The 18,708-nt window shown below is 60.3% G+C and carries 18 protein-coding genes; 7 read left to right on the forward strand and 11 right to left on the reverse strand.

The window, feature by feature from the left end:
* The first annotated feature begins 32 nt into the window (after positions 1–32).
* Together KYT97_RS15100 and KYT97_RS15105 are read left to right on the forward strand one after the other, a co-directional pair.
* The gene (locus tag KYT97_RS15100; RefSeq protein WP_219112740.1) at positions 33–1,262 is read left to right on the forward strand and encodes a CaiB/BaiF CoA transferase family protein; all 1,230 of its coding nucleotides are present in this window, start codon (positions 33–35) and stop codon (positions 1,260–1,262) included.
* Positions 1,263–1,311: 49 nt separating this feature from the next.
* A complete protein-coding gene (locus KYT97_RS15105; protein WP_116104650.1) occupies positions 1,312–2,463 on the forward strand; it encodes a thiolase family protein in 1,152 nt (383 codons plus the stop codon).
* 97 nt (positions 2,464–2,560) lie between these two features.
* On the opposite strand, the gene KYT97_RS15110 is transcribed toward KYT97_RS15105, so the two are convergent.
* Positions 2,561–3,625 carry a CaiB/BaiF CoA transferase family protein gene (locus KYT97_RS15110; protein ID WP_245006137.1) on the reverse strand — a complete coding sequence of 355 codons (1,065 nt, stop codon included), beginning with the start codon at positions 3,623–3,625 and terminating at the stop codon, positions 2,561–2,563.
* A 115-nt stretch (positions 3,626–3,740) separates the two neighbouring features.
* On the opposite strand from KYT97_RS15110, the gene KYT97_RS15115 reads away from it, so the two are divergent.
* From KYT97_RS15115 to KYT97_RS15125, 3 genes are read left to right on the forward strand one after another with little or no spacing between them, the layout of a single operon-like run.
* Positions 3,741–4,901, forward strand: a complete 1,161-nt coding sequence (locus KYT97_RS15115; RefSeq protein ID WP_095887123.1) for an acyl-CoA dehydrogenase family protein — start codon at positions 3,741–3,743, stop codon at positions 4,899–4,901.
* A gap of 47 nt (positions 4,902–4,948) precedes the next feature.
* Positions 4,949–5,716 carry an SDR family NAD(P)-dependent oxidoreductase gene (locus KYT97_RS15120; protein ID WP_033236795.1) on the forward strand — a complete coding sequence of 256 codons (768 nt, stop codon included), beginning with the start codon at positions 4,949–4,951 and terminating at the stop codon, positions 5,714–5,716.
* Entirely contained in the window at positions 5,713–6,489 is a 777-nt protein-coding gene (locus tag KYT97_RS15125) for a crotonase/enoyl-CoA hydratase family protein (RefSeq protein WP_095887124.1), read from the forward strand. Before KYT97_RS15120 ends, KYT97_RS15125 begins: the two co-directional genes overlap by 4 nt.
* A 55-nt stretch (positions 6,490–6,544) precedes the next feature.
* On the opposite strand, the gene KYT97_RS15130 is transcribed toward KYT97_RS15125, so the two are convergent.
* From KYT97_RS15130 to KYT97_RS15170, 9 genes are all read right to left on the reverse strand, one after another.
* Positions 6,545–7,522, reverse strand: coding sequence for an NADPH:quinone oxidoreductase family protein (locus KYT97_RS15130; RefSeq protein ID WP_033236793.1), 978 nt, complete (start codon positions 7,520–7,522; stop codon positions 6,545–6,547).
* 73 nt (positions 7,523–7,595) lie between these two features.
* A complete protein-coding gene (locus KYT97_RS15135) occupies positions 7,596–8,357 on the reverse strand; it encodes an SDR family NAD(P)-dependent oxidoreductase (RefSeq protein WP_095887125.1) in 762 nt (253 codons plus the stop codon).
* Between the two features lie 105 nt (positions 8,358–8,462).
* Positions 8,463–9,206: an SDR family NAD(P)-dependent oxidoreductase gene (locus KYT97_RS15140; RefSeq protein ID WP_095887126.1), complete on the reverse strand. Its 744-nt coding sequence runs from the start codon at positions 9,204–9,206 to the stop codon at positions 8,463–8,465.
* Positions 9,203–10,507, reverse strand: a complete 1,305-nt coding sequence (locus tag KYT97_RS15145; RefSeq protein ID WP_095887127.1) for an acyl-CoA dehydrogenase family protein — start codon at positions 10,505–10,507, stop codon at positions 9,203–9,205. The genes KYT97_RS15140 and KYT97_RS15145 overlap by 4 nt, the downstream gene beginning before the upstream one ends.
* Positions 10,508–10,568: 61 nt before the next feature.
* A complete protein-coding gene (locus tag KYT97_RS15150) occupies positions 10,569–11,225 on the reverse strand; it encodes a TetR/AcrR family transcriptional regulator (RefSeq protein ID WP_095887128.1) in 657 nt (218 codons plus the stop codon).
* Between the two features lie 31 nt (positions 11,226–11,256).
* Positions 11,257–12,279, reverse strand: coding sequence for a phosphotransferase family protein (locus KYT97_RS15155; protein ID WP_095887129.1), 1,023 nt, complete (start codon positions 12,277–12,279; stop codon positions 11,257–11,259).
* A 170-nt stretch (positions 12,280–12,449) separates the two neighbouring features.
* A complete protein-coding gene (locus tag KYT97_RS15160) occupies positions 12,450–14,066 on the reverse strand; it encodes an AMP-binding protein (protein ID WP_245006138.1) in 1,617 nt (538 codons plus the stop codon).
* Complete coding sequence (locus KYT97_RS15165; RefSeq protein ID WP_092803921.1) at positions 14,063–14,794, reverse strand: tyrosine-protein phosphatase; 732 nt, start codon at positions 14,792–14,794, stop codon at positions 14,063–14,065. The genes KYT97_RS15160 and KYT97_RS15165 overlap by 4 nt, the downstream gene beginning before the upstream one ends.
* Positions 14,795–14,852: 58 nt before the next feature.
* On the reverse strand, positions 14,853–15,374 hold the full coding sequence (locus KYT97_RS15170) for a DoxX family protein (RefSeq protein ID WP_033236787.1): 522 nt from the start codon (positions 15,372–15,374) through the stop codon (positions 14,853–14,855).
* Positions 15,375–15,528: 154 nt separating this feature from the next.
* Here KYT97_RS15170 and KYT97_RS15175 point away from each other — a divergent pair, with 154 nt between their 5' ends.
* A complete protein-coding gene (locus KYT97_RS15175) occupies positions 15,529–16,293 on the forward strand; it encodes an SDR family NAD(P)-dependent oxidoreductase (protein WP_033236786.1) in 765 nt (254 codons plus the stop codon).
* Between the two features lie 123 nt (positions 16,294–16,416).
* Here the strand turns inward: KYT97_RS15175 and KYT97_RS15180 are convergent, their stop codons facing one another.
* The gene (locus tag KYT97_RS15180; protein WP_165826234.1) at positions 16,417–16,866 is read right to left on the reverse strand and encodes a MarR family winged helix-turn-helix transcriptional regulator; all 450 of its coding nucleotides are present in this window, start codon (positions 16,864–16,866) and stop codon (positions 16,417–16,419) included.
* Positions 16,867–16,993: 127 nt separating this feature from the next.
* On the opposite strand from KYT97_RS15180, the gene KYT97_RS15185 reads away from it, so the two are divergent.
* Positions 16,994–18,700 (forward strand): MFS transporter, encoded by a 1,707-nt coding sequence (locus KYT97_RS15185; protein ID WP_095887132.1) that lies wholly within the window; start codon positions 16,994–16,996, stop codon positions 18,698–18,700.
* Positions 18,701–18,708: the final 8 nt, after the last annotated feature.

Raw genomic sequence — 18,708 nt, forward strand, 5'->3', positions numbered from 1 at the left:
TCACCCCGAACCTCCCATCATCAGGAGCTGACATGCAACGACCACTCGAAGGTATCCGCATCCTCGAAGTAGCCCAATACACATTTGTGCCCGCTGCCGCGGCTGTGCTCGCGGACTGGGGTGCCGACATCACCAAAGTCGAACACGCCGTGAACGGAGACGCGCAGCGAGGACTCGTCCGCGTTCTCGGCTACGACGCCAACCGCCCTGGGTCGTCGTTCGCACCGATTATGGAAGGACCGAACCGCAGCAAACGCAGCATCGGCATCGACCTCGCGAATCCTGAATCACGCACGGTTCTCACCGAACTCGTACGCCGAAGCGACGTGTTCCTCACCAACTACCTGCCCGGCCTGCGCACCAAGCTAGGTTTGACGCTCGAAGAAATCCGGGCAATCAATCCCGACATCATCTACGTCACCGGGAGCGGTTTCGGCAGCGAAGGTCCCGACGCCAACAGTGGTTCATTCGACGCGACCGGATTCTGGGCTCGCGGTGGCAGTGCCGACGGCCTGATGCCGCCGGATACCGAACACATGGCGTTCATGCCGGCAGGCGCTTACGGCGACAACATCGGTGGTATGACCATCGCGGGTGGTATCGCAGCCGCGATCGCCGGCCGTGAACGCACCGGCGAGCCATCGGTTGTCGACGTCTCCCTACTCGGAGTAGGTGCCTGGGCTACACAGTTCACGGTCAACCTGGCGCTGTTCACCGGCGGACCACTACCCAAGGTACGCAAGAAGTCCGCCGCGGCAGGAAATCCTCTGACCGGCTCCTATCGCACTTCGGATAACCGCTGGCTGCAATTCTCCATGCTCCAGCCCACAAAGTTCTGGAACGAGTTCGTGACCGCTCTGGGCCTCGAGCATCTCGCCGGGGACAGCCGATTCCAGACCATGGAGTCCATCACCGAGCACAGTGAAGAAATCACCGGCTGGTTCGCCGACGCGATCGCCTCGCGCCCCTACGACGAGTGGACCGCAGTCCTCACGAATCTCAGCGGACCGTGGGCTCCCGTGCAGAACAGCTGGGAGTTGGGTCACGACGAATCGCTCGTCGCCAACGGCCGCATCGTCGAGGTCACAGATGCTGACGGCGTGCCGCAGAAACTCGTCGCAAATCCAGTCAAATTTGATAATTCCCCAGTGCAGATGACCCGCGCCCCACAGTTCGCCGAGCACACCGACGACATTCTGCGCGAGCTCGGCTTCGACGATGAACGACTCATCGGGCTCAAGATCGCCGGAGCCGTTACCTAGCTGGCGCCCAACACAATCCATCCGCTTGAACGACAGGAGTCAAAACAGCATGCGAATCAGAGAAGCCGTCATCGTCGAGGCGGTACGCACGCCGATCGGCAAGCGGAACGGGTCGTTGAGCAGCGTCCACCCAGTTGATCTATCCGCTTTGGTGCTCAATGAGCTGATCCGACGGACCGGAGTCGACCCGTCGTTGATCGACGACGTCATGTGGGGCTGCGTCACTCAACTCGGTGACCAGTCCAGCAATGTCGCGCGATTCGCAACCTTGGCGGCGGGCTGGCCGGAAAGCGTACCGGCTGTCACCGTCAACCGTGCGTGCGGATCAGGTCAACAGGCCATCGAATCAGCGGCCCACGCGGTGATGTCGGGCGCCTACGATATTGCTGTCGCGGGAGGGGTCGAGATGATGTCTCGAATTCCACTCGGCGCAGCCCGAGCTTCCGGCTTCCCTTATGGTCAAACCGTTCTCGACCGATACGACGTCGACAAGCTCGACCAAGGAATCGGCGCGGAACTGATTTCCCAGAAGTGGAATCTCTCGCGTCAGATGCTTGACGAGTTCGCCTCCAGATCTCATGAACTCGCAGCCAAGGCAATCGACGGCGGAGCGTTCGACTCACAACTTGTAACGGTAGACATCGGCGAAGCACAGCTCGCTGTCGACGAAGGTCTGCGGCGCGGAACGTCGCCGGAGACGCTTGCCAAGCTGAAGCCGTCATTCCGCGACGACGGTGTGATCCACGCCGGAAACGCGTCACAAATCTCCGACGGCGCATCGGCAGTAATGATCACGACGCCGGAAAAGGCCGCAGAGTTGGGGCTGGTCCCCATCGTTCGTCTGCTCGCCGGCTCGGTTGTCGGTGCAGATCCCGTCATGATGCTCACTGCTCCCATTCCCGCCACGCAGAAAGTTCTCGCCCGTGCCGGTCTCGGAATCAACGACATCGGCGCAATCGAGATCAACGAAGCGTTTGCGCCGGTTCCGCTGGCATGGCAGATCGAACTCGGTGCGGATCTCGAACGCATCAATCCACTCGGTGGCGCAATCGCGGTGGGACACCCCCTCGGCGCGTCGGGGGCGATCCTGACAACCCGGCTCGTTCACCACATGCGCGATCGCGGACTCAAATACGGGTTGCAGACCATCTGCGAGGGCGGCGGAACTGCCAACGCAACGATCTACGAACTCGTCGAGTGACGCGGACCGTGGTCGCCGTTTGATCTTGCGCACTTACGAACCGTCCCGATGACGGTTGTCAGTCATCGGGACGGTGAAACCAATACGGCACAGAGATTTACGGGCCCGCCGTCCCTTGACCCCACAACCGGAGGATGTCGTCTACTGGCTTAGCGGCGTCGGAGTATCCGATCGGCAGTCGCGGAGTCCATGCATCACCGTCCTCGGCGACGAGGATGCCCCGTGCGGCAACGTGCGGATGGTGCGGCGCCTCCGCCAGGCTGAGAACCGGCGTCAAGCATGCGTCGGTGTGGCCGGCGAGGTCAGCCCATTCGTCACGGGTTCTCGTCGCGACGGCCGCCGCAATTCGATCTCGAAGAGCAGGCCACGCCTGGGGATCGTGCCTACCCTGGGCCAATTCGGGTTCGAGCCCGAGGACCTCGAGGAGCACATCGAAGAACGGATCTTCGAGAGCTCCTACAGCCACGAACTTACCGTCAGCGCAGGGATAAACATCGTAGTAAGGAGCGCCTGTGTCCAGCCGATTCGTACCGGGTTCGTCGGACCACCGTCCAGTCGCGCGGTATTCGTGAAGCATCGAGGTCAGATAGTTGGTGCCGTCGAGAATCCCGATATCGAGAACCGACCCCGTGCCGGTCCGGTCGCGCTCGAAGACAGCTGCCAGAATCGCTGTGACGAGATACATTGCGCCGCCTCCGAAATCGCCGAGAAGGTTTGCCGGCGGCACGGGCACCGAACCCACTCTGGTGGCGGAGTGCAGCGCACCTGTCAGTGCGATGTAATTGATATCGTGCCCGGCGGTGAACGCAAGCGGACCCGTCTGGCCCCATCCGGTCATCCGGGCATAGATCAGACGATTGTTCACAGCTGCGAGATCATCCGGACCCAATCCGAGACGCTCCATGACACCGGGACGAAACCCTTCCACCAAGACATCAGCAAATCCGATGGCATTGTGTACGAACCGAATCGAGTCTGGATCTTTGAGGTCGACTTCCATCGTCGACCGGTTACGCACCAACGCCGGTATCTCCGATCCGGGGCGGCGCAAGGTCAGGATCTCAGCTCCCAAATCGGCCAGCAGCATGCAACCGAAGGGAGACGGTCCCAATCCGAGAAACTCGACAACTCGCAGACCACTAAGCGGCGCACTAGATTTCATGTCATCCATCCCTTGGTTTCAAATTAGTCTGTCGGTAGATTGAACCGCAGGCTCGCCCATGTCGACAAACTGGACGCCGAGCACGAGTATTACCGATCAATTTAGGAGAAGCCAAGTGCCTCAACCATTTTACGACGATGACCACAACCAGTTCCGCGCACTGGTGCGCGAATTCGTGAAGCGTGAAGTCACCCCGAACCTCGACCGATGGGAGGAGGACGCAAGCACTGGCCGCGACGTATGGAAATCCGCAGGCGCACACGGAATTCTCGGTATCCGAATCGCCGAAGACCTCGGCGGAGGCGGAATGAAGGACTATCGCTTCCGCTGTGTGATCCAGGAGGAACTTGCCGCAGTCGGAGCGGCATCCCTCGCTTCCGGGTTCTCGATCAACGAGGATATCGTCGCGTCGTACCTGACGACATTCGGGACGGCCGAACAGCAAAAAGAGTGGCTCCCCGGGATGGCCGAGGGCTCCATCGTCACGTCCATTGCCATGTCGGAGCCCTCGGCCGGCAGCGACCTCCGTGCGATGAAGACGTCGGCGGTGCGAGACGGCGACGATTGGGTCATCAACGGCTCCAAGACATTTATCACAAGTGGATTCTCTTCCGACCTAGTTCTCGTCGCCGCACGTACCGGCGAGGTCGATGGACGCCCCCGACTGTCGCTCATCCTCGTACCCACCACCACCGACGGATTCGTACGGGGTCGCAAGCTGCGCAAACTGGGCTTGCACGCCCAGGACACGGCCGAGATCGCCTTCGATAACCTGCGTGTCCCTACGTCTAATCTCGTCGGTGAGGAAGGACGTGGGTTCCACCACCTGACGGCGCAGCTTCCACTCGAACGCCTGTCGATTGCATGGCGCGCCCTGTGCGCGGCCGAGGCGGCACTGGAGTGGACGGGCCGCTACACCAGCGAGCGAAAGGCATTCGGCCAACGCATCATCGACCTCCAGAACACGCGATTCCGGCTTGCGGAGATGACGACCGAAGTAGACATCACACGAACGTTCCTGGAGCAGTCCATTCTCGCGTACAACGACGGCACATTCGACGCTACCCTCGGAGCGAAGGCCAAGTGGTGGTCCACCGAGTTGCAGAATCGCGTCGTCAACGGATGCCTGCAGTTGCACGGCGGATACGGGTACATGGACGAGTACCCGATCTCACGTGCCTACGCCGACGCCAGAGTGCAAACCATCGTCGGCGGCACAACAGAAATCATGAAAGAAATCATCGGCCGCGACGTAGCCGCCCGATTCTCCTCATGACACACACCCCTCGATCCTCCCCTCCCCTTCCGAAGAAAGCCTGACACATGCAATTGCGAGACAACACATTCCTGGTTACCGGAGCAGCCTCCGGCCTCGGTGAAGCAACGGCCACCGTTCTCGTCGAGGCCGGTGCGCGCGTGGTGATCGCCGATCTTGCCGAGTCCGACGGAAAAGCGACCGCAGCACGCCTGGGCGACGCGGCCGTCTTTGCGCCGATCGATATCACCGATGAGGCGTCATTCGGTCCCGCACTCGACGCTGCCGAGGCGATCGGCCCCCTGCGCGGAGTCGTGCACTGTGCCGGACGCGGCGGCGATCGTCTACGCATTCTGGACAAGGAAGGCAATCCGAACGACTTGGAAAGCTTCCGCAACGTCCTCGAGATCAACCTCATCGGCACCTACAATGTCCTCCGCTGCACCGCAGCCAGGATGGCACGCAACGAGCCCCTCGACGGTGAGCGAGGCAGCATCGTGCTCACTGCATCGGTGGCTGCATTCGACGGTCAGATCGGCCAAACCTCCTACACCGCATCGAAAGCCGCCGTTCACGGCATGACACTCGTCGCGGCACGCGATCTCGCAAGCTTCGGGATCCGAGTCAACACGATCGCTCCGGGATTGTTCGACACTCCCATGCTCGCGCGACTTCGCTCGGACATCCGTGAGGGCCTTGCCGCAGGCGTGCCCTTCCCGAAGCGACTGGGTCGCCCGCAGGACTATGCGGCAATGGCCACTGCACTCCTGACGAATTCGTACGCGAACGGTGAGACTATTCGACTGGACGGCGCGATCCGGATGGCGCCTCGATGAACGCACTGACAACGGCCGACGTGCTCGTGGAAGCTGATGCCGGGATTCTCACGATCACCATCAACCGTCCTGCACAACGCAATGCGATGACGCTGGCCGCTGCGACCGAGATCGCCGCGGCGTTGACTCGTCTCGACGAGGACCCGGATCTGTCGGTTGCAATTCTCACTGGCAGTGGCGGAACATTCTGCGCGGGAATGGACTTGAAGAGATTTCAGCTCGGTGAGCGGCCAGTGGTTCAGGGCCGCGGTTTCGGCGGCCTCGTCGAAGCGCCACCGGCCAAGCCCCTGATCGCCGCGGTCGAAGGATGGGCGCTGGGCGGAGGATTCGAAATGGTTCTGGCCTGTGACCTGGTCGTCGCGGGCAGTGGTGCCAAGTTCGGACTTCCCGAGGTAAAGCGCGGCCTTGCCGCGCGCGCCGGCGGAATCTTCCGTGCTCCCCGAACCCTGCCCCGCGCTGTCGCGCTCGAGATGCTGCTCACCGGCGAACCGATCGACGCGCAGACTGCGCTCACGCATGGCCTGGTCAATCGAGTGGTTGACGACGGTTCCGCGGCGGAAGGCGCACGCGCTTTGGCAACAGCGATCAGTGCAAACGCTCCGCTGGCGGTGCGCGCCAGCAAGGCTCTGGCGCTTCAATCACGGACCTGGACCGATTCGGAAGCCTTCGAGCGCCAGAACACATACACGGATCCGGTCTTCGCTTCCGCTGATGCGCGCGAAGGCGCGGCTGCATTTTCGGAGCGTCGAACGCCGAACTGGCAAGGCCGGTAATAAAAATGGCCGATGCCTACGGCCACTCGAAAGCAGTCGTAGGCATCGGCTGGTATCAACGCCGGGTCATGTCGATGACCAGTTTGCCTGTAGTGAGCCGTTCCGACATACGAGTCAAGGCGAGCGGCACTTCATCGAGTGTGTAGATTTCGGAGACGTAGGGCTTCATTCCTTGTCCGACAAGACGTTCGATCTCCTTGCGACCCTCCTCGACAGCTTGCGGTAGATGAGCGGCGAGCGTACGAATCTCGAACCCTCGCAGGATCGCGCCTTTCAGGAGAACTAGATTCATCGGGATCCGCGGAATATCACCTTGCGCAAAACCTAGGCAGACATAGCGCCCGCCCCACCCGATCGCTCGAATCGCTTGCTCCGAGTACGCACCACCCACCGGATCGATCACCACATCAGCACCCGTGCCGGTGATTTCCTTGATCCGCAGTTTGAGATCCTCGTCGTCGTAGGCGATCGTTTCCACGGCGCCGAGCGCACGACAGGCTTCAGCGCGTTCCGCGGTGGACACTGCGGCGATCACCTTAGCTCCGAGACGAGTCGCGATGTCGATACAGGCAGTGCCCACACCACCAGCGGCGCCGAGAACCACCACCCAGTTCCCAGGTTTCATATCTCCGAATGTCGTCAGAGAGTGGTATGCGGTTCGGTAAGTGACGTTGAATGCTGCGGCATGGATCATGTCCAACCCTGCAGGGGCCGGCGACAGTGCGGTGTGCGGAACGGTGATCTGCTCCGCAAATGCACCGCCGAATGCCGTGCCCATCACGGCATCCCCAGGTACGAAGTTCGTGACCTCGGCTCCGACTGCCAGCACCCGCCCAGCGAATTCGCTTCCCGTAGTGAACGGAGTCGGCACCGTCACCTGATAGCGATCCGCAGCGATGAGGACGTCCGGATAATTCACGGCGGCAGCCTCGATTCCCACAAGCACCTCCGACGGTCCGGCTACCGGATCGGGTATTTCACGGATCACAATCTTGTCCGGATCTCCGTGGATCTCACACCGCGCTGCTCGCATGCTATGGCCTTCCTGCCGAGTGGGGTTTGCTTGGGTTTTCCGCTTTTGGTGTTGTCGCGCTGCCGCCCGCCCGCTACCTGACCATGAGCGACCCGCCGTCGACTGCGAAGATCTGCCCCGTCATGAATCGTGAGCCTTCGCCTGCAACAAATTCGAGTACTGGAACCAGATCCTCGACGTTTCCGAGTTTGCCACCGAGCGGAATCAGGTTTGTCATTTTCCGGTCGTGCTCGACCAGTTGCTCAGGTGTCATCGACGCCCGCGTCGTCTCGTACATCGGCGTACGAATTGCCGGAGCGATTGAGTTGACGGTAATCCCGTACTGCGCCCATTCGGCCGCTACGGTCCGACTCCAGCCCAGCACGGCGCCCTTACTCGCTGCGTACGCGGCCTTACCCATCAAGCCTTTTGCACCTGCTGCGGAGGCAAAGTTGATGATGCGCCCGCCTCCATCTTTCAGGTACTCGAATGCCGCTTGGTTAGTAAGGAACGTCCCCGTGGCGTTGACCGCCATAGTGGACTCCCACATCGACAGCGGCGTGGATTCTGCCGGCGCGCCAGGAGCGATTCCAGCGGCGTGGATCAATACGTCGAGGCCCTTCAAGGATTTCACACCCCGCGCGAAGGCCTGGTCAACCGATTCCTTGTCGGTGACGTCGCACCGAATGAACTCCGCGCCTGCCTCAGCGGCAATCCGCGCTCCCTCGTCCGCTGTGACGTCGAAGGAGACTACCTTTGCGCCCGATTCACCGAACGCTTTGACTAACGCGGCGCCCATTCCACTAGCGCCCCCGGTGATGATGACACGTCGATCAGTCAAATTTCGATTTCCCATTACGTACTCCATATCTGTTGATTCGAAACGAATTTGAGCGGCGCACCTACTGGAAAGGCGCGCGTTCACTGGAACCGGAGTTCAGTAAACGCGCGCCTTTGCCGTTCAGTACAAGCCGCCGTCGACGCGGATCAATGACGAGGTGGTGTAGCTGGATGCGGGACTCGCAAGGTACAGGGCAGTAGTGATGATCTCTTCGGGGTTTCCAGGCCTTCCGATCGCACTCTGCGTAGTGTGCCGCTTCTCTTCAGCCCACGACTTGGAGATGTCGGTCAAGAACGGACCCGCGGAGATCGTATTGACTCGCACTTTGGGTCCGTACTCGCGTGCAAATACTCCCGTCAGCGTGTTCAGAGCCGCCTTCGCGCCGGCGTAAGGGCCGAATCGCGGCTGCGGGAAGAGCGCTCCCGAAGACGAGATGTTGATAATCGATCCGCCGTCGCCTGCTGCCATGCGCTCACCGACCAACGATGACAGATGGAACGGGCCTTTGAAGTTGACGCCGATGACCTTGTCGAAAAGCTCCTCGCTGGTTTCAGCCGACGACGGCGCGAGTGGAGACATACCGGCGTTGTTGACCAAGACGTCGATCCGCCCGAACACCTCGTAGGCCTTCTTGACCAGTGCATCGATTTCGTTCCACTTACCGACGTGACAGCTCACCGGAAGAGCCTTGCGGCCCAGGGCTTCTACCTCTTTGGCGACGTCGGCGCACGCTTCCGCTTTGCGGCTGGTGATCACGACGTCGGCGCCAGCTTCAGCGAAGGCCAACACCATTTGACGTCCCAGTCCTCGACTGCCACCGGTGACGAGGGCGACCTTACCTTCGAGAGAAAAGTGATTGCTCATGCGATTCCGTGCTCCTCGAGAATAGCGGCATGCTTGATTTTTGCCTCGGCCAATCGGGTGGGAATGTGCTCGCTGGGGAACAAGTTTTCAGTGGGCTCGTAGTTCGCGAGTACACCGCGTGCGACGGCAACCTTGTGCACTTCGGTCGGTCCGTCCGCCAAGCCCATCGAGATGACGCCGCTCCACCAGATATGCAGCGGGGTTTCAGTCGTGGCTCCCAGTGAACCGTGAATCTGGATCGCGCGGTGAATGATGTCGTGATAGATCTTCGCCATCGCGACCTTGCACATGGCGATGTAAGTGCGTGCCGCACCGTGTGGTTCGTTGTCGATGACCCATGCGGTCTTGATCACCAGCAGTCGGTACTGCTCGAGTTCGATCGCCGAATCGGCGATGAACTGCTGCACCATCTGCTTCTTCGCAAGGGTCTCGCCTTGCGTACGACGCGAGAGCACTCGCTCGCCCATCATGTCCAGGGCACGCTGGCATTTGCCGACGGTGCGCATGGCGTGATGGACGCGGCCGCCGCCGAGTCGAGACTGAGCCACTTCGAAGCCCTGTCCGGGACCACCGAGGATCGCGTCGGCCGGCAGGCGCACGTCGTTGTAACGGATGTAGGCGTGCGTTCCCTCGTCGAGTTCGTCTCGATCACCCATGACGGAGACGTTGCGGACGATCTCGATTCCCGGAGTTTCCGCGGGCACGACGAACATCGACATCCGGCGATACGGCGACGCTTCGGTGTCCGTCACCGCCATGACGATGAGGAACGACGCGTAGCGCGCATTCGACGAGAACCACTTCTCGCCGCTGATAACCCACTCGTCACCGTCCTTGCGTGCCGCGCAGACGAACTCCTTGGGATCAGACCCTGCCTGCGGCTCGGTCATCGAGAAGCATGAAACGATGTCGCCATCCAGCAGCGGCTGCAGATACTTCGCCTTTTGTGCATCGGTTCCGTACATCGCGAGAATTTCGGCGTTTCCGGTGTCCGGTGCCGCGGTACCGAAAACCGTTGGAGCCCACATGGACCGACCTAGAACTTCATTCAGCAACGCAAGCTTGAGCTGACCGTAACCCTGCCCGCCGAGCTCCGGACCGAGATGGCACGCCCACAGACCCTGTTCTTTGACCCGGTCTCGTAACGGGCCGAGTATGGCCCGTGCGGCCTTGTTTTCCATGTTGTACGGCTGACCGAGGTGAGGGAAGAGCAGGTCCAGCGGCTCGCACTCCTCGCGAACGAATGTCGCCGCCCAGTCGAGCTTTGCCTGAAATTCAGGATCGGTCTGGAAATTCCACATCGTATGAGTCCTTTGTTAGTACGGGGTTCACACTCGAGCGACACGCACGGTCGGGCGAACTTCAGTGTTCGGTTACGGCTTTGAGACAAAACTGCAGCAGATGCTCGCGTTCTTCTTGTATGGGGGTGTGATCGGCTTCGAGATATGTTGTCGTCAGGCCCATTACCAAGGTCTGAATGAACATGGCGGTGCGTTCGGGGTCCGGGACGTTGCCCTCGATAAGGATGTCGCAGAGTAGATCCCGGATACGGCTGAGTCCGACTGGCTTGATCTCGCTTTTAGTTCTGGCGATCTGGCCCATGTTCCAGATGATTACCCGGCTGACATCGGAGAGATCAGGATCTTCGATCTGCGCCAAGACTCCGTCGATCCAGGCGGCGAGACGCCCTTGAAATCCGGATTGCTTGAATACTCGATACTTCAGGTAGGCATGGATGTTCAGGAGCCCCTGCTCGTAGAGCGCGACGATGATGTCGTCTCGACTCCGGAAGTGCCGGTAGAAGGCCTGATTCGACATTCCCGCCTCGCGGACGATTTCGGCAATTTTGGGCTGATCGGTACACCCCTTACTCAACATCACAGTCTGGGTAGCCCGGATCAGTAACTTCACCTCGCCGTCGTACGAGGCCTGCCGACCAGGCTTAGGCACTCGACGGAGTTGACTCCCACCCGCGATCACCGGCGGTGCGTTATCTACATCGCGAAGTGGTTCGGACATCACGTATGCTCTCGTTCTTCGATTGCCGCGATCAATATCCGATCAGCGCGAGTGCTTCTGTCAGCAGGCCAGGCAGTGCGGGTTCCATCTTCTGGAATGCCGGGCTCAATGCTCCGCGTTTGCGTCCACGTTTGATCAATAGTGCTGTCGCGGCGGCTTCCTTGTACCGCGTGAGTGCGTGAAACCATTCGATGTCCTCGACTGGCCGACCCAGGGTCTGCTCGTAGATCCGGACAACCTCGTCGACAGTTGGTGTACCGCAAGGCTTTTCTGAGTAGGCCGCGGGGTGGGCGGCCTCATCGGTGAAGTAGGTGAGCCAGGTGAGATCGATTCGCGGGTCACCGACCGACCAGATTTCCCAGTCGATCAACGCTGTGACACGGTCTCCCTCACAGAGCGTGTTACCCAATCGATAGTCACCGTGGTTGACGACGGGTTCCGCCGGGACTGGCATCGTCGCATGCAATGCCTTTGCACATCGCAGATAGTCACCGCTCAGATCATCCGAAACTGTCTCGAATGCTCTGGTCCACCTGTCGATTTCATCGCCCAGCGACACCACCGGCTCGTCACCCAGACCAATATCGGAAGGCTTGACCGAATGCAGATGAGCAAGCATCCGCGTAGCGGAGAGGTACCTCTCGCGTGTTTGCGCACGCGCCGCCCCGTCTCGAGGACGTTGAGCATCGAGCAGTGGTTCCACACATTCTCCAGCGACCATTTGCATTGCCACGAAAGGAGGATCACCCGCGTCCTCGAAATAGACTGCCGGTGTCGACACCCCGGCAGCACCCTGCAACGCCTGCATGACACGTCCCTGACGTAGCACGTCTCGATTTCGAACGGGTGCCAGTCCTGGAGGCGCAACCTTGAGGACGACAGATTCGTCGATTGTCCCACCCGAAACGTCGGCGATGAAGGTCAGGCTCGATGTTCCGCCGGTCAGTGGCCGCACGTTGGAAACCTCGAGATTTGTTTGCCAACTGTGACTGGCATCGCCAGCTCGGACGCTCAGATCGGCGAGGAGTTCGGTATGTTCGGATTCCGTTGTCATGGAAGATCCTTCGGATTTCGGACAATCCAAAAGTGAGATTGTCATTCTGGGAACATGATTCTGAGGTTTCGGCACGATGTCAATAGACGCATTCCACTCAGCAGAACCGGGCCCGGAATATACCCGGAATCTGAAGACTGAACTCCGAGAGCATCTTCCGCGGACCATTCTCAGGTGAAATGCGCGGAGCGGAGCTCCGCCTTACGAATCTTGCCGAGCGCTGTTCGAGGGAGCTCGTCAACGACAACAAGCCGCTCGGGTGTCTTCACTCTGGCGAGCCCGGACGCCGCGAAATGCTCACGAAGTCCGGCGAGTTCAAGTTTCATGCCCGGAGAAAGTACGACAACGGCCGCGACCACTTCGCCGTAACGTTCGTCCGCAGCTGCAACGATCGCGCCCTCCCGGATCGCCGGGTGCGTGACGAGCACGTCTTCGATCTGGCCGGAAGACATCGTCTCACCAGCCCTGATGACGACATCCTTCATACGATCGGTGATCGTCAGCCGACCATCGACATCCAGGTGCCCGAGATCGCCGGTCCGCATCCACCCGTCCTCAGTGAATGCCTCGGCATTGAGGCTACTGTCGCGATAGCCGACAAATTGGTCCGGACCTCGAAGTATGATCTCGCCGTCGCCCCCGACCGGAACATCGATGCCGAGTTCATCGACGACACGCACACGTACCCCGTCCATCGGTGCGCCGTCTGTTCCCAAACGCGCATCCTCGGGATCGTCGACGCCCCCTGATGTGGCCGTCGGATGCTCAGTGGATCCGTAGCAACGAAAAGTTGCAATACCGACTCTCTGCGCCCGACGCACGAGATCCTCCGGCACCGTGGATGCACCAATGAGGAAGTCGGACAACGTCGTCAGCTTGTCGGCAACACCGTCTACGTCGAGGATCCCGGCAAGGTGAAATGGGGTTCCACCTGTCGCAGTCACCCGATGGGACGAGATCAGTTCGACAGCAAGTTCCGGATCCCACATCTGCATGTACACCGCGTTCCAGCCGTGTACAAGAGGGCGCAGCACACTGGAGACGCCGGCAATGTGTCCGGGCGGAAAGGAAACGAGTTGCACCGAATCGTCGCGGCCGCGGAGATAGCGGGAAGCAGACCTGACCTCCGAAAGCAGCGAATTATGACTGTGCTGAACACCCTTCGGGGCCGCTGTGGTCCCGGAGGTATAGATAAGCAGCGCAATGTCGTCCGCATGTACTGCGGGAGCTGTGTATGTCGCATGCGTGCTCAAATCCGACCATGCGAGACAACCATCCGGGCCGTCGTCACCAACCACGACAATTCGTTCGAGGGTGACGATATCCCGATAATCCCCGACCCGATCACCGTAGTTGATCGAGCGCCATTGGTTCGGCTGGATGAACAGCTTCGCCTCTGATTGCTCGAGAATGAACTGCACCTCGTTCGGGCCGTACACATGCACAATCGGAACCAGTACCGCGCCTGCCAGAAGTACGGCGACGTAGGCTACCGATGCCTCGAAACAATTGGGCAGCTGAACTGCTACAGAGTCACCCGAACCGATGCCGTACCCTCGCAGGGCCGAAGCAACATCTTCTGCAGCAGAGTAGATCTCACCAACCGTGGTCTCGCTCTGTGCGCCGTCGGCCGCGACGTACACGATTCGGGTAAGCGCATTCTCCGCACATTTCTCGGGTAGAACGTCGACCCAACTTCGGTGTGAGTGAAAACCCTCTCGGTACCACAATTCGCTGAGATCACTGATGACCTCAGCCCTGCACATCGAACCCGGCAAACCCTTCACACTCCATCCGCCCGTTGGATGAGCGCCGGCACCGGGGCTCCGTGCAGTCGAGTTCGCCACATGTCGAGCAGGACAGGATCCGCACCGTGATCGAGCATCCACTGCGCCGGTCCCCCACGCGTTGCGGTGATTCGTTCGACGATCGGTTCGATCGCCGAGGACGGCGCGTGCATGTACTGCTCCGGAAGCGGCGGCGACTTCGCGGTGCGCACACCGACGTCGAACCATCGAGCCATGAGGTCAGGCAGAGTCCGCTCGGTACGCACGTAGTCATCGACGACGGCCTCAGGCCGCACGCCTGCAGCAAGAAGCAATACCGCTACCGCAACACCGGTACGGTCCTTACCGGCCGTGCAGTGCAACAAAACTGGGCCCTCTGGCTGGGTAACCAGATCAAGAAGTTCACCGACCCAGGAACTGCCGCGGTCGATCATGCGCGCATAGACGACTGACAGATCGCTCGGCTGAGCGTCGGGGGCCGCAGCGGCAGAAAGCGGTACGTGATGCACGCTGGTTCCTACCGGCCATTCATAGGCAAACCGAGCACGTTCCCTTGCACCTCTCAGATCAATGACGCTCTTGGGTGGCCACAATGCAATTTCGGGAATCACGGAATCGCCGGGGTAAGGAGCGTCTCCGCGATACAGGATGCCGTGCGCGGTCGCGCCCTTGCCTAGGAGCGGCAAACCGCCGACGTCCCGGAGATTGACCAACCCCCGGCCGGTCACACGCGACTCCGGACACTACTGATCCAGTTAACATTTTGACCTTCAACAGTTTTCACGGTCAACCTCGAGCAGGTTCCGCGGCAACAACTTCGGGGCGATAGGCACTTCCGAGCAGAATTCCCGCCGCCACTAGGCCGCCGACCGCCGCCGTGAGACCGCCTGCCCAGCCGGCGAACAACTCGCCACCGAAGAACTGGTTATCGAGGCTTGCCGTTCCGGGTCCGGTGATCGCGACGACGACAGCACCAACTGCGAGCACCATGTTGTACTCCCACCCGTCTCCGGCGATGAAGAATCCCTTGTCGCGGTGCACAGTCCACGCCGCGACAAACATCAGGGCGACAAAGCCCGCAGCAGCGAACGGAGTGAGCAGGCCCAACGCAAGAGAGATGCCCGCAGCAACTTCGGTGGCAGCAGCCAACCACGCGTGCACCAGTCCCGGTCGCATGCCGATGCTCTCGAACCATCGTGCAGTGCCTGGGATTCGGCCACCTCGGAAGAGTTTCCCGTATCCGTGCGCGGCCATGGTCAGGCCCAAGCAGACCCGCAGGATCAGCAGTCCCGTGTCGATCGAATTCACTACCACTCCATCCGTCTGATCGACAGCACATCACTCCTCGAACTGCCGGTTTAATAGACAAATATTACCTCTATAACTAAGTTATAAACAAGGGTGGACCTCCCGGCTCGTTCGAAACGACCAATTCCGCACTCACCTCATCGAAAGGCACACCATGGACCTCACCAACGCGTCTGCTGCAGTTACCGGCGGCGCTTCCGGCCTCGGGCGGGCGACCGCAGAGGCTTTCCTAGCCCGCGGCGTCCCGACAGTAATCATCGATCTGCCATCCTCGAACGGCGAAGTAGTAGCCAAGGAACTAGGCGACCTGGCTACATTCATGCCGGCCGACGTCCGTGATCCCGAGGCTGTCGACGCCGCCCTCGCCGAGGCGGAGAGCAAAGCCCCGTTGCGGGCAGTCGTGCACTGCGCTGGACGCGGCGGAAAACTGCGCGTGGTCGAAAAAGACGGCACACCAGGGAGCCTGGAGCTCTATCAAGATGTCATCAGTACAAATCTCGTCGGAACGTTCAATGTATTGCGACTGGCCGCTGCCCGCATGGTCAAGAACGACGTGGTCGACGGAGAGCGCGGCATCATCATCATGACCGCATCCGTGGCTGCCTTCGAAGGACAGATCGGCCAGGCCGCCTACTCGTCTTCCAAGGCCGGCGTTGCGGGGCTGACCATCGTCGCGGCTCGCGATCTGGCACGCAAGTTCGTACGCGTCGTTACGATCGCGCCCGGTACCTTCGAGACGCCGATCCTCGGCGGCCTGTCCGACAAAGTGAGGGAGTCGCTCGCCTCCCAGGTCCCCCATCCGTCCCGTTTGGGCGCTCCGACGGAGTACGCCAAGCTCGCGCTGGCGATCGTCGACAACGCCATGATCAACGGCGAGACCATCCGAATCGACGGCGCGATTCGTATGGGCCCGGTCTAGTCCGAGATCAGAACGGAATCGAAATCGGCATGCGAGGAAACAGCGCACCGATTTCGATTCCGCGGATTACGAACACCACGAATACTCGTCTTGCCCAGTCGCTCTCATTGGTCGCTACAGTCCTCAATTTCCGTAGGCAGATTGATTGAACCTATCCAGCAACAAGACGAACACCGACACATCCTGCTGCGTCCAATCCGATACCACGTCTGCTGTCCAGCCGTGCCTCGCCTTACTGACCGCACTGAACTTCTCCGCGGCATCGGGCGTCGGGGAGAACAAAGCCACGCGGCCGTCATGGGGATCAGGCTCAGAGACCAGATAGCCGTCCCTGGTGAGAGCCGTGAGATGTCGACTCACCACACTTCTGTCCAATCCTGTGGCGGCAATCAGCGCTGCCGGCGATGCCGGAAACGTGTCCGCAATTTGCGTCATGATGACAAAAGCGGCCGGCGCCATCTCGGGCGCTATCAGAGCCACATTCGTGATCAACGCCTTCCTCGAACCCCGCACGAGCTGACTGATCCCCGCTTGAATCGAGCGGATATCGGCTTCACGTTGTGTCGAACTCACAGGATCAGCATAGATCTTGCCACGACACACACTGCACATCTTCCGTCGATTTTAGTTGCTTAAATCAACTATATATGTTTGACTTTCGTCACATACTTTTCGGATCGCACAGCTCTCGAGGAATCCCATGACCGAAACGACGGCCGAGAACGGCTCATCGCCGACGATGTCCCGACGCCAAGTGAACGAAGCATTCGCCGGCATCCTCATTGGAATGCTGGTTGGCATCTTGTCGACCTCGGTGGTCAACACTTCTCTCCCGCGTATCGTGTCCGATCTTCACGGTGATCAATCGACGCTCACCTGGATTGTCACCGGAGCCCTGCTCACGACCACGGTGAGCACCCCGATCTGGGGCAAACTGGCCGACCTCTTCAATCGCAGACGTCTGTTGCAAATCGCACTCGCTATCTTCATCGCCGGTTCACTCGCCGCCGGATTTGCACACGAGCCCACGCTGATGATCGGAGCGCGGTTGATACAGGGAGTCGGAACCGGCGGACTGATGGCACTCTCCCAAGTCGCGATCGCTGACATCATCAGCCCTCGCGAGCGTGGAAAGTACATGGGCGTCCTCGGTGCTGTCGTCGTAACCGGCACAGCCGGCGGCCCTCTCCTCGGTGGCTTTGTCACCGACACAGTCGGCTGGCGCTGGAACTTCTACCTCGTTATTCCCGTTGCAGTGATCGCGATGATCGTCATCCAGTTGAAGCTCATTGTGCCGACACGTAGGGGCGCTACCAATATCGACTATGCCGGGTCGATTCTGCTCATTGCCGCGATCTCGACGCTTCTCATCTGGCTCTCGCTGGGCGGCAAGCAATTCGCGTGGGAATCCTTGCTGTCGTGGTGTCTGGGTGTCGGTGCAGTAGTGCTGATCGTCGTAACCCTGATCGTCGAGAGCAAAGTGAAGAACCCCGTCCTCCCCCTGCACATGTTCCGGCAACGGACCTTCACGTTGGCGGTCGTGGCCAGCGTGTCCGTCGGCATCGTCATTTACAGCGTCTCGATCTTCCTCAGCCAGTACATGCAGCTCAGTCGTGGTGCCACAGCCACAGGAGCGGGTCTGATCACCTTGCCGCAAGTTGCTTGCAACCTCATCGCCTCCACCGTCGTCGGCGCTCTCATCAGCAGGACAGGGAAGTGGAAGCGATGGTTGATCACAGGCGCTTCCCTCCTCACGGTCGGCGTTTTCCTGCTCTCGACCCTGCGAGTCGACACTCCTTTTACCGTGATTTTCCTGGCCACACCGCTGGTCGGTCTCGGCCTCGGCATGCTGATGCAGAACCTGACTCTCGTCGTACAAAATTCCGCAAGCGTACTCGAGATCGGCGCTGCCAGCTCCGCCACCACGTTCTTCCGTAGCCTGGGCGGTGTCCTGGCCGTGACAGTGTTCGGTGCTGTCCTCTCCACTCGAGTCGATACCGAGATCGAGCAGGGCCTACAGCAAGCAGGCATCGCGCGATCGGCAAGCGGACTAACGGACGGTAATCTCCCGAACCTCCCGGCCTTGTCCGATCAGGTGCGCAACACTGTCGAGTCTGCATACGGCCAAGGCGTCGGAGAGGTATTCCTCTATTCCGTTCCGTTCGCCGTCATCGCCCTGATCTGTACCATTTTCATGCCCAATGCCGTCCTCGGAACCAAAACAGGTATCCAGCAACTCTCCGACATCGTGTTGGACACAGCATCAAACGACTTGGATACCGTCAATGTTCCACGACACTCGGAGAAGCTTGGTGCCGAACGTGAAATGGCCCTCGCGGAATACTCGGGAAGTGGAAGCGATCGCGTGACGTCGGCCGCATCGCCACCCAATACGAGCAGTTCGTAACGCACTCC

Origin of the sequence: Rhodococcus globerulus (genome assembly GCF_019334125.1) — a bacterium.
GTDB lineage: Bacteria > Actinomycetota > Actinomycetes > Mycobacteriales > Mycobacteriaceae > Rhodococcus_F > Rhodococcus_F globerula.